Origin of the sequence: Chitinophaga sancti, assembly GCF_034424315.1 — a bacterium.
Taxonomy (GTDB): Bacteria; Bacteroidota; Bacteroidia; order Chitinophagales; family Chitinophagaceae; genus Chitinophaga; species Chitinophaga sancti.
The window spans coordinates 3,059,847-3,076,352 of record NZ_CP139972.1 but is presented as its reverse complement, the minus strand read 5'-3'; the positions used below and the strand labels follow the sequence as shown (position 1 = coordinate 3,076,352).

Annotated in this window: 4 protein-coding genes; all 4 read left to right on the top strand. The window is 44.4% G+C overall.

The genetic code is table 11. The features are described 5' to 3' along the window. The first annotated feature begins 4 nt into the window (after positions 1-4). The 4 genes from U0033_RS11780 to U0033_RS11765 all read left to right on the top strand — a co-directional run bounded on the left by U0033_RS11780 (position 5) and on the right by U0033_RS11765 (position 16,493). Positions 5-12,235 (top strand): non-ribosomal peptide synthetase, encoded by a 12,231-nt coding sequence (locus U0033_RS11780; protein ID WP_072361453.1) that lies wholly within the window; start codon positions 5-7, stop codon positions 12,233-12,235. After that, entirely contained in the window at positions 12,207-13,217 is a 1,011-nt protein-coding gene (locus tag U0033_RS11775) for an aminoglycoside 6-adenylyltransferase (RefSeq protein WP_072361456.1), read from the top strand. Before U0033_RS11780 ends, U0033_RS11775 begins: the two co-directional genes overlap by 29 nt. A 139-nt stretch (positions 13,218-13,356) precedes the next feature. Further along, positions 13,357-14,844 (top strand): pyridoxal-dependent decarboxylase, encoded by a 1,488-nt coding sequence (locus U0033_RS11770; protein ID WP_072361459.1) that lies wholly within the window; start codon positions 13,357-13,359, stop codon positions 14,842-14,844. 20 nt (positions 14,845-14,864) lie between these two features. Then, positions 14,865-16,493, top strand: coding sequence for an MBL fold metallo-hydrolase (locus tag U0033_RS11765; RefSeq protein ID WP_072361461.1), 1,629 nt, complete (start codon positions 14,865-14,867; stop codon positions 16,491-16,493). Positions 16,494-16,506: the final 13 nt, after the last annotated feature.

Below are 16,506 nucleotides of genomic sequence, written 5' to 3'. Positions count from 1 at the left end.
CACGATGGAAACGTTTATAAAAGAGCTCGAACAGCTAGGGCTGTCATTAAAGGAAAAGAATGGAGATCTGTTATTATCAGGTAGTAATGGAAAATTGAGACCCGAAGAGCTGTTGCACATAAAGCAAAACCCGTATATCTCTACTTTTATCAAAGATAATAAGGCGCAGCTGGTACAATATTTTTCTGCTAAAAAGCAGGAAAATGGTACAAGCAAGCTGCGTCTGAACGACATCGCGGCTATGTATGCACTGAGCCCTTTGCAGGAAGGGATGTTGTTTCATAGTCTATATGATAATAAGACGACCACTTATATTACCCAGTTTAGTGTCGATTTCCCGGAAGGGTTGGATGTGGCAGCATTTGAGCAGTCCTGGAAGTTTGTGGTACGTAACCATACCATCCTCAGAACTGCATTTATCCATGATAAGGTAAGCATCCCTTTACAATGTGTATATAAAGATGTCACACTGCCTTTTGCTGTACTGGATTATAGCCATTTAAGCAAACAGGAGCAGGAGAATCAATATAGTGCGTTGTTGTTGGAAGATCAGCATAAGGGCTTTGATTTTGACAAACCTCCTTTAACGAGGGTGACATTGGTCAAAATGGATGAAATAGCCATGAGGATGATCTGGACAAAGCATCATATCCTTTGGGATGGATGGTCTGGACAGGTGATCATCAGTGAGGTACTGTCGGCCTATAAAGCCTATGTAAATGGAGAACAGCCAGCTGAGCGACCTGTAGATCAATATGAGGATTATATCAAGTTTATCAGCAGCATTGATCCATACAAGGAAAAGCAGTTCTGGAAAGAATACCTGGCAGGATTTGAAGAACCAGCCTTATTACCTTTTACTGCGAATACTGGCGATCGTAACAAAGGGGTAGGTACCTTCAGAGAGCAGACGCTGGCACTGGGAGAAACATGGACCAGTCGTATTGAACAGTATGTACAATCTGCCCATATTACTGTCAGCACATTTATTCAGGGCATCTGGGCTATCCTTTTATCTAAATATAGTGGAAAGGACGATATTGTTTTTGGTGTGACAGTTTCCGGTAGGCCTGCTGAAACAAAGTATGATAATAAAGTGGGCTTATATATCAATACCCTGCCATTCAGAGCCCGGTTCATTCCTGATCTTCGTATTAGTGACTGGTTGATGGATAGTCAGCGTATGCATGTAAAGGCACGTGAATATCAATATGCTTCTCTTACCAATATCCGTAAGTGGAACAAACTGAGTGGAGATATCTTTGATAGTATCCTGGTATTCAGGAATTATCCTTTAATGGGAGGAGGCGGGAGCCGTGAGCGAACACTGGCAATAGGCAATGTGCAGGTGGAAGAGAATAATAACTATCTGTTATCTATTGAAGTAAACCTGAATAGCCGGATAACGGTAGATTTTAAATATAATACTGCGTTACTTGCAACGGCTGATGTAGAGATGATAAAAGGGCATTTTGAGCATGCCCTGAAGCAGGTGATCGAAACGCCGGATGCCCGTTTATCTGATATTAATATATTAACCCCGGCAGAGGAGCAATATTTGCTAGTAGACCTCAATGCTACCGCCAAAGCATATCCGCAGGGAAAGACTTTTGTGCAGCTGTTTGAAGCGCAGGCTCAGCAAACGCCGGATCGTCCTGCCCTTACATTTGGAGGTAAAAGCCTTACCTACAAAGAACTGAATGAAAGCGCCAACAGGCTGGCCCGCTACCTGCAAAAGAAAGGAGCAGGTCCGGGAACGCTGGTGGGTATTTGTCTGGACAGGTCTCATGACATGCTTATCGGCCTTTTATCCATTCTGAAAACAGGTGCTGCTTATATTCCCATTGATCCCGAATATCCTGCTGATCGTATCAGCTATATGTTGTCTGATTCAGCGGCGCCATTGGTGATGAGCACTTCATCGCTTCAGGCATTGCTGGGCATTGAAGAGCGTCGTTTAGTATTATTAGACACCTTACAGTCTGCTATTGCGGCAGAAGCAGCAGACGACCTGATTGCCCTTGCGGCTCCTGAAGACCTGGCCTATGTGATCTATACTTCCGGTTCTACAGGACGACCTAAAGGCGTGATGATTGAGCACAAGGCATTGGTCAATTTCCTATGCGCTATGACAGCGCAGCTGCGTTTTTCTGCTGATAATAGTTTGCTGGCAGTGACTACATTCTGCTTCGACATTTCTTATCTGGAGCTATATATGCCTTTGCTTACAGGAGGACGAGTGATTATGGCTTCCAGGGAGGTAGCCATGGATGGCTTCCTTTTGCAGGAAATGCTGGACAATGAGCGACCTACCCATATGCAGGCGACACCTGCTACCTGGCAATTATTGCTGGACAGTGGCTGGCGAAATAAAGAAGAAATCGTGATATTATCCGGAGGAGAAGCTATCAAAGATGCCCTCAAAGAAAGTCTGGTGGCATTGGGTGGACGCGAAGTATGGAATATGTTCGGCCCTACGGAGACCACTATCTGGTCTACTATGAAACAATTGTATAGCGGAGAAGCGGTGGTGATTGGCAGGCCTATCCATAATACGCAGGTTTATATTGTAGACAAATATATGCAGCTGGTGCCGGCAGGTGTGAAAGGAGAATTGTGCATCAGTGGAGATGGGGTCGCCAGAGGATATTTAAATAGACACGAGCTTACAGCAGAGAAATTTATTTCCAATTCATTTGGTCAGGGACGTTTATACAGAACGGGAGACCTCGCAAAATGGCGGGAAGATGGTCATCTGGTTTATCTGGACAGAATGGATAACCAGGTGAAAATACGTGGTTACCGCATCGAGCTGGGAGAAATTGAGAATGTACTGCAGCAATCGGCTATGGTAGGCCGTAATGCGGTAGTAGCAAAGGAAGACAGTACCGGCGCCCAACGGCTTATCGCCTATGTGGTGCCGGTAGATAACTATGATAAAAAACAATTGCAGGCATATCTGAGCACCAGGTTGCCAGCGTATATGATACCATCCCTTTGGATAGAAGTGGATGAAATGCCTTTAACTGCTAATGGGAAAATCAACAGAAGTGCCTTACCGGTTCCGGATGTAGTAAAGTTAAATGCCGCTGACTATGTAGCACCCCGTAATGAAACAGAAGTGATAATGGTCAACCTCTGGCAGGATTTACTGCACATTGGTCAGATAGGTATTTACGACAATTTCTTTGAGCTGGGAGGCCACTCTCTGTTGGCTATGAGAGTGATTGCCGCATTGAGAAAACACTTGCAGGTAGAAGTTTCTCTGAAGGAACTGTTTACCAATCCTACCGTTGCTTCCCTGAGTGCGATTATAGAGGGAAAAAACAAATCCATGCTGCTGCCGCAAGGTATATCGCCTGCTGCGAGAGGCACCAGGATTCCTTTGTCATATTCTCAGGAAAGGCTGTGGTTTATTGATCAGTTGGGGGGGAGTGTCAACTATCATATTCCTTATGTGCGGAAGTTCGGACGTTCTATTAACATCGCTCATTTACGTGCTGCATTGCATGCTATTGTAAACAGGCATGAGGCACTTAGGACAGTAATCAGAGAAGAAGGAGGTATCGCTTATCAGGAGATCCTGCCTCAGAATAGTTGGGTATTTCACTATGAGAAGCTGCAGGATAATGGAGAAGAGGCTTTTCAACTACAGTTGCAGGAGGCGATCAATACACCTTTTGACCTTGCAAAAGACCATCCTTTCAGAGCCGTTTTATTTGAAAGAAATGTAACGAATGATTACGTGCTTGTATTGGTCCTTCATCATATTTCAGCAGATGACTGGTCAGCCAATATATTGGGCCAGGAGCTGACGGAGCTGTACAATGCTGCCTCCGCAGATAGATTGCCCCTGCTGAAGCCACTGGAAATACAGTATGCTGATTATGCAATTTGGCAAAGAGAGCAGGTGTTGGGCGATAAATTGGCTTACTGGGAAAAGAAGCTGGCACAATTACCCAATTTGGATATCCCACTGGATTTTGCTCGTCCTGCTATACAGAGCACCCGGGGGGGCGCTGTGAAATTTGATCTGGATGAACAGCTTGTAAAGGAGCTTCATGAGCTGTGCAGGCAGGAAGGGGTCACTTTATTCATGTTGTTATTGTCAGCCTTTAAACTGCTTTTATATAAATATACCGGCCAGCCAGACCTTTGTGTAGGTAGCCCTGTTGCAAACAGGCAAATGAAAGAGCTGGAGCCACTGATCGGCTATTTTCTGAATGCCCTGGCATTACGTACGGAAGTGAATAGCGGAGAATCATTTAGTAAATTATTGTCTGATGTAAAAGAAACTGTACTGGAGGCTTATCAGCATCAGGAAGTGCCTTTTGAAAAGATTGTACAAAGGGTCGTAAAGGAAAGGAATGTGACAAATACACCATTATTCCAGGTGTGGTTTGATTTACATAGTACCGCCGGCATACAACAGGCGCGGAAAGACCGGCCAGGCGGAGTGACATTACTTGATTTTGATGTAGATGTATTGTCGCAGGACAGGAAGTCGAAATTCGATCTGGAATGGATCGTTAAAGAGGATGAATACGGTATTCATTTCCGACTGGGTTATTGTAGTGATCTGTTTATGGCATCCACTATAGAGCGGATGAAAGGGCATTATTGCCAGTTACTGTCAGCAATAGTGCGCAATCCCCATCAACCAATGGCGACGCTGCAAATGTTGACCAGCAGGGAATCACATCAGATATTAGCAGACTTCAATGCTACAACGGTTGCGGATGACAGAAACACTGATATCATATCCCGGTTTGAGGCCCAGGAGGCTAATCATCCCGATCATATCGCACTCGTATGTGGCAGAGAGCGATTGACGTACCAGGAATTATATGATAAGGTAGCGCAGCTTGCCTGCCATTTACAGGTAAATTATTCCTTGCAACCAGATGATCTGGTAGGTGTGATGATGGATCGTTCTATCTGGGCGATTATTTCCATACTGGGTATATTAAAAGCCGGAGGTGCCTATGTACCTATTGAAATAGATTACCCCATTGAACGGAAATCCTTTATAATAAAAGATACCGGGCTGAAATTATTAATTATAGAATCGGCCTCCATGTTTGATGTTTTAGAGCTGGAGGTACCGGTATTATCCATTGATATCCAGCTGGAGACCTTTGAGCAAACTACGGCTGTAAAAAAGACGATAGCGGGGCTGCATGACCTGGTGTATGTTATTTATACTTCCGGCTCTACAGGTAATCCTAAGGGGGTTATGATCGAGCATAACAGCTTATTGAACTACCTGAATTATTCACTGGAAAGTTATCATATTGAGGGAACGCCGTTTAACTTCCCTTTATTTACAGCGCTATCTTTTGACCTGACGCAGACCAGCATTTTCCTGACCTTGCTGACAGGAGGAACTCTATATATAGAGAACAGCCGTGAACCGGGAGAGGTGTTGCCGCGGATCTTTCAGCACACAGCGCTGAATAGTATTAAGCTCACTCCATCTCATATACGTCTGTTAGAAGGACAGCAGTTTTCCAGCACTATACAATGTGCGATCGTAGGGGGAGAAGCTTTACACGCTTATCATATTCGCATCCTGAAGCAACTGAATCCCTATATGGTGATCTACAATGAATATGGGCCTACAGAGACAACTATTGGTAGTAGCGTACAGGAGATCAGTGATGCGGATACGCCAGTGACTATCGGATCTCCTTTATGGAATACGGCTATGTATATATTGGATGCTGACAAGAATTTAGTACCAGTAGGGAGTAGTGGAGAGCTGTATATCGGTGGCGCCGGATTGGCTCGTGGCTATCTGAAACGTCCTGCGCTTACAGCAGAGAAGTTCATTGCGAATCCATTTGGAGAGGGCCGTTTGTATAAGACAGGTGACCTGGGTAAATGGCTGCCAGATGGTAGTATTCTTTATCTTGGCAGGATCGATGATCAGGTGAAGATAAGAGGACACCGTATAGAATTGGGAGAGATCATCGCAGTACTGAATAGCTGTAGTAAAGTGGAGCAAGCCACCGTGCTGGCAAGGGCAGATGCAGATGGGAACAGAAAGCTGGTTGCTTATATCGTTCCTGTAGGAGCATATGACAAGGAGGCGATCCGGGAGTATTTGAAAAATATATTGCCGGATTACATGGTACCTGCGCTAATGGTAGAAATGACAGCACTTCCGATGACACACAATGGAAAGATTGATCAGAAAGCATTGCCTGATCCTGAGGTGGCATCACTGGCGACACAGCCTTATGTGGCCCCCCGAAATGAAATAGAATATAAGTTGGCAGAGATATGGCAGGGCTTGTTGAAGGTTGGCCAGGTAGGCATCCATGATAATTTCTTTGAGCTGGGAGGAGATTCAATCATCAGTATTCAGGTAGTAAGCCGATGCAATAGTCAGGGGATGTCTTTGCATCCGCAGGACATCTTCGACCGGCAAACAATTGCTTTGCTGGCAGAGCGGGTGAACGAACAGGCGGCCGGTATTGCTGCCGAACAGGGCATGCTGAGTGGAGAAGCCGATCTGCTACCTATACAGCAATGGTTCTTTGAAACAGTCCAGACCCATCCTTCACATTTTAATCAATCCCGTCTTTTAAGCATAGATAAATCCGTAAAGGGAGATCAGATTGCTGCTGTCATGCATGCATTGCTGGCTTACCATGATGCATTGCGTGCTGGGTATAGGAAGGAAGGAGAAAAATGGCTTCAATATTTTGGTGACATGCAGGAATGTTTTGAAGAAGTGATATTGGAACCTTCAGCTGAGGATATTACCACCATTTGTAATCGCTGGCAACAGCGTCTGGACATCCATACAGGAAAGGTGATCCGGGCCGTATTGATCAAAACACCCGATAATGAAAGTCATAACAGGTTATTGATCGCTATACATCATTTGTCTGTAGACGGTGTTTCCTGGCGTATACTGCTAAATCATTTTCAATCTGCATTACAGCAGGTAATGAATGGGGTGGCCATTGCATTTGGCAGCAAGAGCAGCTCTGTGCGGGAGTGGGTAGAAGCATTGAAAACACTTGTAACAACGCATGCAATCACTTCACAATTGCCGTACTGGAAATCCATTGCAGCTGCTTATCAGCCATTGCCCGCAGCGCCTGAAACAGCAGTATTTGCAGATCGTAAAACGTATTCGGTTAGCCTTGATGGGGAATTAACCCGCTATTTGTTGCAGGATGTAAACCGGGCTTATCATACGGAGATCAATGACATCTTATTAAGTGCACTTGCGCAGGCTTTGTTATCATGGAGTGGGCAGTCACAGGTGGTAATAGGTATGGAAGGCCATGGACGTGAATTTATCAGTAGGGAGCTGGATCTCAGCAATACAGTAGGCTGGTTCACCAGTATGTATCCGGTGCAACTATTGGCTGATAAAAGCTTGTCAATAGGGGAGCATATCAGCTCCGTAAAGGAACGTTTGCGGCAGGTACCACAGAAAGGTCTGGGGTATGGCTTATTACGTTATTTGCATCCCGATAATGAGGTAAGGGAATCGTTGTCGGGCCAGCACTGGGATCTGGTATTTAATTATCTGGGCCAATCCGATAACGTTATAGATAAAGAGGAGCTGATACAGGGAGCCGCAGAGTCGGCGGGAGAGAATATCAGTGCTGCTTATGTGCTTCGAAATAAGATAGAAGTAAACAGTATCATAAAGGGAGGCATGCTGGTGCTGTATTGGAACTATGCAGCTTCTCAGTTTGAAGAGGCTAATATTGCAGCATTGGCTTCTGCTTATATCAGTCAATTACAGGAACTGATCCGGCATTGCATAGGAGTCCCTCAACGGGTTTATACGCCTTCGGATTATGGACTGGCACCCGCAGTAGGTTTTCAGGAACTTAATAAGTTCCTGAAAACAACCGACCAGGAGCATCTAAGTGATATATACCCTTTGAGCCCTTTACAAAAAGGCATGTTGTTCCACTATCTCTACAACCGAAAAGGTAGATCTTTCATGGAACAGCTGCGGCTGGATTTTCCCGAAGGATTGGATATACCAGCCTTTAAAGCCTCCTGGCAGCATATTATTAACAAGCACAGTATTCTCAGGACTGGTTTTGTGGCTGATGTATTAAGTATACCAGTGCAATGTGTGTACGATAAAGTAACCTTGCCTGTTACAGAAATCGATTATAGCCATTTGCCATCAGCCGAACAGGAAACAAGCGTAGCCGCATTTCTGGAAGAGGATCTACAGCGGGAATTTGATCTGGAACGACCTCCTTTAATGCGGATCACACTGATAAAGCTGAGTGCATCCGTTTATAAGATGGTATGGACACATTATCATATCATTCTGGATGGATGGTCTAATGCAGTACTGATCAGAGAGCTGCTGGAAGCTTATACTGGTTTTGTGAACGGAAAAAGAGTCGTTGGAATTGAAGAAGACAGGTATGCGGATTATATCAGGTATATATCCGCCGGTGATGAACATGAAGCAACAGTTTTCTGGAAAAACTATCTGTCGGGGTATCATGAAAAGACATTCCTGCCATTTGCAGAAAATCTTCCTGACAGGAATAAACGGGATGGCAAGGTGAATTATAGCCGGATGGCCATAGATGAGCAAATGACAGAACAGATCAGGCAATATTGCCAGCAACAGCAGATCACTGTCAATACGCTGGTGCAGGGAGCCTGGTCATTGCTGTTGCATTGGTATACGGGGCTTTCTGATGTAGCTTTCGGTGTGGTAGTATCTGGCCGCCCTTCGGACCTGAAAGATGCTGAGAATCGGGTAGGGTTGTATATTAACAGCCTGCCATTACGCACGGTGATCCCAAAGGCACAATCTGTTGGTGAATGGTTGAGGGAATTGCAGCAGGGGCATACGACAGCGAGAAAGTACCAATATACCAGTCTGAATGATATACAACATTGGACTGAACTGAAAGGAGATCTTTTTGATAGCATCCTGATCTTTGAGAATTATCCTAAATCAACACAGGTACCGGAGGGGCTACCCTTGAAAACAGGGCGAAAGGAATTAAATGAGCAAACGAATTACCTGCTTACCATCATGGTGAATCTGTATGATAAGCTGGTATTTAACTTTAGCTATAATAGTGAGCTGCTGCAAGGCCACTGGGTAGAGATGATCAAGGACCATTTCAGGCATACCTTAGAAAATATTATCAGAGAGGGAAGCAGTCCGGTTGCTGACATCAGTATTGTAACAAAAGAAGAAAGACAATGGTTACTGGCGTCGCATGAAGAAAATAAATTCGCCTGTCCTACTGATAAAAATGTCATAGCACTGTTTGAAACACAGGCGAGTCAAACACCTGAAAGTATTGCGCTTGTATTCGAAGGCCAGACATTCACCTATCAGGAAATAAATGAAAGGGCTAATCGCCTGGCAGCTTATCTGCAGCAAATCTATCAGATGAAGGCTGGGGACCTCGTTGGGATCAGACTGGATCAGGGAGAGAAGCTGGTTATGGCTATTCTGGGTGTATTGAAGACAGGGGCAGTATATGTGCCAATGGATGAAGAAACCCCACAGGAACGTGTTAATTACATCATGGATGATGCCCGCTGCAGGCACCTGCTGGATGCAGGAAACATTGAAGCGGCACTGGCTTATGAAGGCGTATATACTCCTGCCGGTCCAGTGGAGGACATGCTTGCAGTGATCTACACTTCCGGCTCTACCGGTACCCCGAAAGGAACCTGTATCAGCCATTCCAACTTGCTGAACCGCCTCTACTGGATGTGGCAGGAATATCCATTTGAAGCACATGAAGTGTCTTCCATGAAAACGTCTGTCAGCTTTGTAGATCATCTTTGGGAGCTGTTTGGTCCCTTATTGAAGGGGATCAGTCTGGTTATATTCAGAAAACGTGCAGTATTGGATATTGATGGATTTATCAGCAGCCTTTATGAACATAAAGTCAGCAGGATCGTATTGGTACCATCGCTGTTAAAAGAAATGCTGCTCAATAAGAAGGCATACCTCCTGAAAGACCTGAAATACTGGACCTGTAGTGGCGAAGAACTACCAGATACATTAATTAACAACTTCTTCAACCTGTTTGGCGAAAATACCCTTCTGAATATTTATGGGTCAACAGAGGTCACTGCAGATGCTACTTGTTATGCGCTGTCAAAAGGGGATCAGTCACCTAAGGGGTGTATAGGTAAGCCGATATATAATACTGCTGTTTATATTTTGTCTGATAGTCTGGCGTTATTACCACCGGGCATTACAGGAGAGCTGTGCGTATCGGGTGCAGGTGTTTCTGCAGGCTATCTGCATCGTCCGGATCTTACAGGGGAACGTTTTATTGATCATCCTTTTGAAAAAGGTGAAAAGCTTTATCTGACTGGAGACCTGGCTAGATGGTTGCCTGACGGCAATATTGCTTACATGGGCAGAAAAGATAGTCAGGTAAAGATCAGAGGCAATAGGGTAGAGCTGAAAGAAATAGAACAGGCCTTGCTAAGGAAAAAAGAAATGGTGAACCAGGCAGTGGTGATAACAAAAGAAGTGGGAGGAGAGAAAGTAATTGTAGCCTATGTGGTAGCAGCGGATATTCTGGATAAGGTGGCCCTGAAAGCTTTTCTGGAGACAACATTACCTGTATATATGCTCCCCGCTTATATCGTGGAACTGGAACAAATTCCATTGACCTATAGCGGGAAGGTGAATAAAAGAGCTTTGCCAGAGGTAGAGGATAAAGATCTTGTCAGGAAAACGTACAAAGCCCCTCAAAATAGCATAGAACGATTATTAGCTGATATTTGGCAGGATGTACTCGGCGTAGCCCGGATCGGTATCAGTGATAACTTTTATGAGCTGGGTGGAAATTCGTTGCGCTCTGTCCATATCGTTGCCCGATTGAAACAAGCCCATTTTCACGTGGATGTAGTCCGCATATTGAAACATCCCACTATAGAAACACTGGCGCCTTTCGTTACTCATCTGGATGGAGTGGCAGAAGTCAATATCGGAAATGAAGCATTTGAACTAACTGGCAATCAGCTCGCCTATTTTAGAGATAATGAGTATCGTCATGCCGTAGGAATATTCAGTCTGGAACTACATCCATTCAACCAACAGCAATGGTTACAGGTGATGGAGCAGGCATGTAAAGAGATGGAAATATTGCGGATGAAGATCTATGTTGTTGATGGCATACTAAAGCAATCCCCGCTGCCAATATCAGCTATTGAACCGGATGTCACCTTCCTGGAAGTTGATGATCTGCATGATGTGAAAACTATAAAAAAAGTACAGGAACGCCCGCTAAACCTCGGACAGGGGAACGGTATTCGTTCCTGTGTATGTTATAAAGGAGAAAAGGCCATTGCCTATGTCATGATCCACCACGCGCTCACAGATGATGCTTCCAACAGATTGTTGCGGAACTGGCTCCATGGAAGATATCATAACAGTAATAGGATAGTGATCGACCCTGTAGAACATCGTCGGTTTGCAGCCTTACAGCGTCTCTTCCTGCAATCCAATGCCGCTCAGGAGCAACTGCAATATTGGAGAAGTACACTAACGCCACTCCTGGGTGAGCAAAGTATATATCCGGAGCCAGCGCATACTCTAGACTTTGAATGCAGGATCTTGCATGACGATTATCTCGACACATTACAATTCTGCAGGATAAATAATATTACCCCAGGTAGCTTTATACTGTCACTGGCATTACTGGATCAATATTTTTTACAGGGGGGCAGGAAGGAATTTATTGTCAATACCATCGTGAATATCCGGGAAAACGAACAGGGAATAGGGCAGTTCTCCAATGTGCTGCCTCTAGGGATCACGATTGACAGCAATGCCAGCCTGTCCGATGTGTTCCGGCAGATCCATCAGGTACATCTGGATGGCCGCGCTCATGGGCAGGTTCCTTACGATAGTATCGAAAAGGCACTTGGAACAGATCTGCAACAGTATGTTTTTGCTGCCTATAATTATCGGGATCTGCCCGGTATTCCAATGCCTTCTCCAAATGAAGCGCAAAAGGAAAATGGCAAAAAGGAATATCCTGTTGATATCAGGTGTGATAACTATGGAGATGGAATGGTGATAAAGATATCGATGAACAATAGGGCCTATTACAGGAATGGCTCTTCTGTAAACATGCTGACTGCTTTGTTGAGAACAACATTGAAGCAACCGATGTTGCCACTTTCAGTTTATTACTCACCTCAAGATACCGCATTGAATGAACAAGCACAAGGAAGCGATCATTGATAAATTACGGCATTGGGCTGCTCAAAATGAAGATATAGCCTATGTTATCATCACCGGCTCTCAAAGCAGGCAGCACAAGCAGGCAGACGAATATTCTGATATTGACATTTCCATCTTTTCCCGTAATGTAAAATGGTATGAAAATACAAGCGAATGGGTAGCACAGATCGCCCCACCAATTGCCTGCTACCAGGATAATATTGCAGCAGGCCTGATGGGTAAAAAGATCTTCTTTTCCGGAGAAGTGGCACTGGATGTCTTTTTCCTGGATAGCCGCCTCTTGTTCTGGCTCTTTCAATATGTGCGGTTAAAGGATCAGAAATTATTGTATGCCGTTATACCTACTCACCTGAAGAAGGTCATTGACCAAAGGATTTCCTTTTTTATGGAATACATCAGCAGAGGGTTTCACTGTTTGGTAGATAAGAAGGATTATCATAAGAGACTGACTTACATAGAACAGAAATGCAGGTTCCTTCCGGAGAATTATTTTAACCTGGATCGTGTAGGCCATATTGTAAATAAATTTTGGCATCATGCATGGTTTATGGCAGTAAAACTACACCGGGGTAATTATTTCAGTGCAAAGATCCAATACGACAACGGCCTGAAATATAATCTTCTCTATTTAATGGAGCTACAAACGAAAACGTTGAAAGGAAAAGATTTTGAGACCTGGCAAAGTGGTCGCTATGTAGAAGAATGGGGAGAGTCATATGTAGTAAGCAGGCTACCATACATATTTGGGCATTATGAGCCGGATGATGCCTGGAACAGTCTGATAGAGACTATTTCATTATTCACTTATCTGACAGATTTCATAATCAGCGCATACCCTGAGCTTACTTTCCTGAATCCGGCAAAGGAAGTGACAGCATGGATCTATGCACTCCGGGAAAAAAAGGAACAGCAGAAACTCCCCCTGTACAGTCATTATTCAACTCCAAAAACCACCAGAATGAATAAAGATAAAGAAATGTAAAGTATTATGATCAGCCACTATCCCGATCAGGCTTTCCCAAACCCGCTGAAGAAATGACCACCTGGATCACAGACCTCAGGGAGAAACAGGTGACAGCCGGTATATTACAAAATTAGCCGAACCTTAAAATACTTAGCCGGTGAAAACTACAGCCGCTATTGGAATACCCAAACTATTCTCCTGTCAGTTTGAAGGAAAATTATTAGATGCTTTCCCATTTGAGCAGGGATATACACCAGCCAGTGCAGAGGCATATATCGATTTTGTAAAACAGGAGCTGGCACCTCAAATTGTAAATGTCGCCCATCCCCGGTATATAGGACACATGACCGGGCCGGTGCCACCACTCATGCATGAACTGCATGGATGTATGGCCTTGTTCAACCAAAATCTCGTAAAACTGGAGACTTCCGGTATAGCCACCCACATTGAAAGAGAAGTGATTGGTGAACTGCACAGGATATTCTTTCAGAAGGGAGAAGAATTCTATAAGTATTATACCCCTGATCCCGATCATTGCCTGGGAAATATTACCAGTGGCGGTACCTTGTCGAACATTACTGCACTGAGCTATGCCTTATCAAAGAAACTAAGCAACCCTGAAGATCCTTCGGCATCGATTAATAATATAGGCCTGCTGAAAAGTATGGTCAATAAAGGGTATACGGATATAGTCGTCCTGGGTACAGCACATTCCCATTATTCTATGAATAAGGCGATGCGGCTGCTGGGATTAGGTTACCAATCGTTTATCAAGATTGACCCGGCTATACTGAAATCGGCAGAAGGTCGCGGGATGCTGAGCGGGATGATGGAGAACTATAAGAAAGCAGGCACACTGGTGCTGGCTCTCATAGGCGTTGCTGGTACCACGGAAGCTGGCATTATTGATCCCCTGGAGATGATGGCAGAAGTAGCAGCCGAACATGATGTACATTTTCACGTTGACGCGGCTTTTGGCGGTGCTTTCATGTTCTCCGACAAGCTGGCTGATAAGCTGCAGGGCATAACGCAGGCGGATTCGATCACCTTATGTGGTCACAAACAGCTCTACCTGCCTATGGGTATAAGCGTCTGCCTATTTAAGAGCCCTGAGCTGGCCGGATATTCTGAAATAAACAGTCATTATCAGGCCCGTAAGGGCGGTATCGATCTGGGGAAATATACCATCGAAGGCTCCAGACCCTTTTCAGCATTTATTATCCATGGCGTATTGCGCCTGATCGGAAAAGAAGGATATGCCGAGATCCTGGAAAGCAATCATGACCGTGCCCGGTATTTTGGTGAGCTGGTGGCGGCTCATGGCAGTTTTGAGCTGTATAACACACCAGAACTGAACATCGTGCTATACCGTTATGTGCCCACCTGGTTGCGCACCAGGGTGAAGAAAGGAACCTTATCCAAAACGGAACAACAGGAGCTGAACCGGTTGAATGTCATTATCCAGAAAAGGCAGTTTGATAAAGGAAGCTCCTTTGTCTCTTATACCGAAATCCCCGATGCCTCAGGTAGTGGGGAAAGGGTTGTCTGGCTGAGGGCTGTACTCATGAACCCTTATACATCCCCTCAGGATCTGCAGGAGATACTGCAGGAACAGGAAACCATTGCAGCAGCAGTAATACTTTAAATCATTAAATATTTTATATCATGGAAATCAAAAATGAAGATCTTGTCTATATCAAGCCTAATCTGGCGATAGAGCCCCTTGTAGATAACTGGTATGCCTGGCCCCATCTGGTATCGCCTGCAACGGCTGCCATGAATATCAAAGACAGGCATCTTAAAATAATGAACTCCTATGTTCAGAACCCAATGATCCACGCGGCAGCAGTAAAGAGCCCTAAGATGCTGGGCGGTCCATTTATAGACTATAATGGAAAAAGAGTAGATGAGATCAAAGGGCTGATCAATAATACCCTCGATAAATGTGCCGGCTTACTGGGCCTTAGGGATGACATTATGCAGCTGAATGAAATGCTCAGAAAGGAAGCGAAGGGATATTCCCTGACAGATCTATATCCAAAGATCCCTCAACGCTTACAGGGATTGGTGGAGCTTGTCTATGACGTGAACAATAATCCTTCATTCCGGTTTTTTGAATCTCTCTTGTATGAAACTGAGTTTTATGACGAATCCCTTCAGAGCTTCAATCTCTTCCTGGTGAAAGATGACGACTCCCGTTCATTTGTACTGAGCACTCCTAAACTGCCAGGCGATGACATATTAAGAGTGAACATGCCATTCAGAAGTACTGTGATAGACGAGCTTTTCGAGATGGCGGACAAGCCCGGAAAATTTGGCTACATAAAGGAATTATTCTATATTGAGCCGGATAAAGAAGCGTTGTTTAAAAGTTTCTTTACCACAGAAGAACCAAAAAGATACGAACGTTATTCCGGAGATGGAGTGTTGACCAGATATTTTGGCCATGCCTGCATTCTGACTGAAACCAAGCATACGACGATTCTGGCAGACCCGCTGATCAGTTACGGATATGAATCTGATATTTCAAGATATTCTTATGAGGACCTACCTGAAACCATCGACTATGTATTGATAACACATAATCACCAGGATCACATTTTGTTTGAGACCTTGTTACGGATCAGGAAAAGAATAAAGAATATTGTTGTGCCCAGGTGTAATGGTGGTACCCTTCAGGACCCAAGCCTGAAGATGATGTTCCAGAGAATAGGATTCAATAATATCATAGAGCTGGGCGAAATGGAAACGATCACATTTGACGATTGTGTCATTACAGGATTACCATTTATTGGTGAGCACTGTGATCTGGATGTAAGGAGTAAATTATGCCACTTTGTAAAATTCAGTGATGGGTTTAGCATGCTCTTCGCCGCCGATTCCTGTAATATTTCACCCAAATTATATGAGCGGATACACAAGGTAGTAGGAGATATCAATGTCATTTTCCTGGGTATGGAGTGTGAAGGCGCACCACTCACATGGCTGTATGGTCCTTTGATGCCTGAGCAGCTGCCTCGTGATAAGGATGATTCCAGACGTCTGGCTGGTTGTAACTTTGAACAGTCAAAAGCCCTGATCGATGTATTCAGTCCGGATAATGTATTTGTATATGCAATGGGGATGGAGCCCTGGTTGAAATATATCAGCTCTATCAAATATACAGATGAATCCAAGCCCATTGTAGAATCTAATAAGCTGTTGGAATATTGCCGGGCAAAAGGAATAGAACCAGAACGGCTTTTTGGTGAAAAGATCATAGAATATAAAACAGCACCTGAATTGGCGCTGTAGCTAATAATCCAGT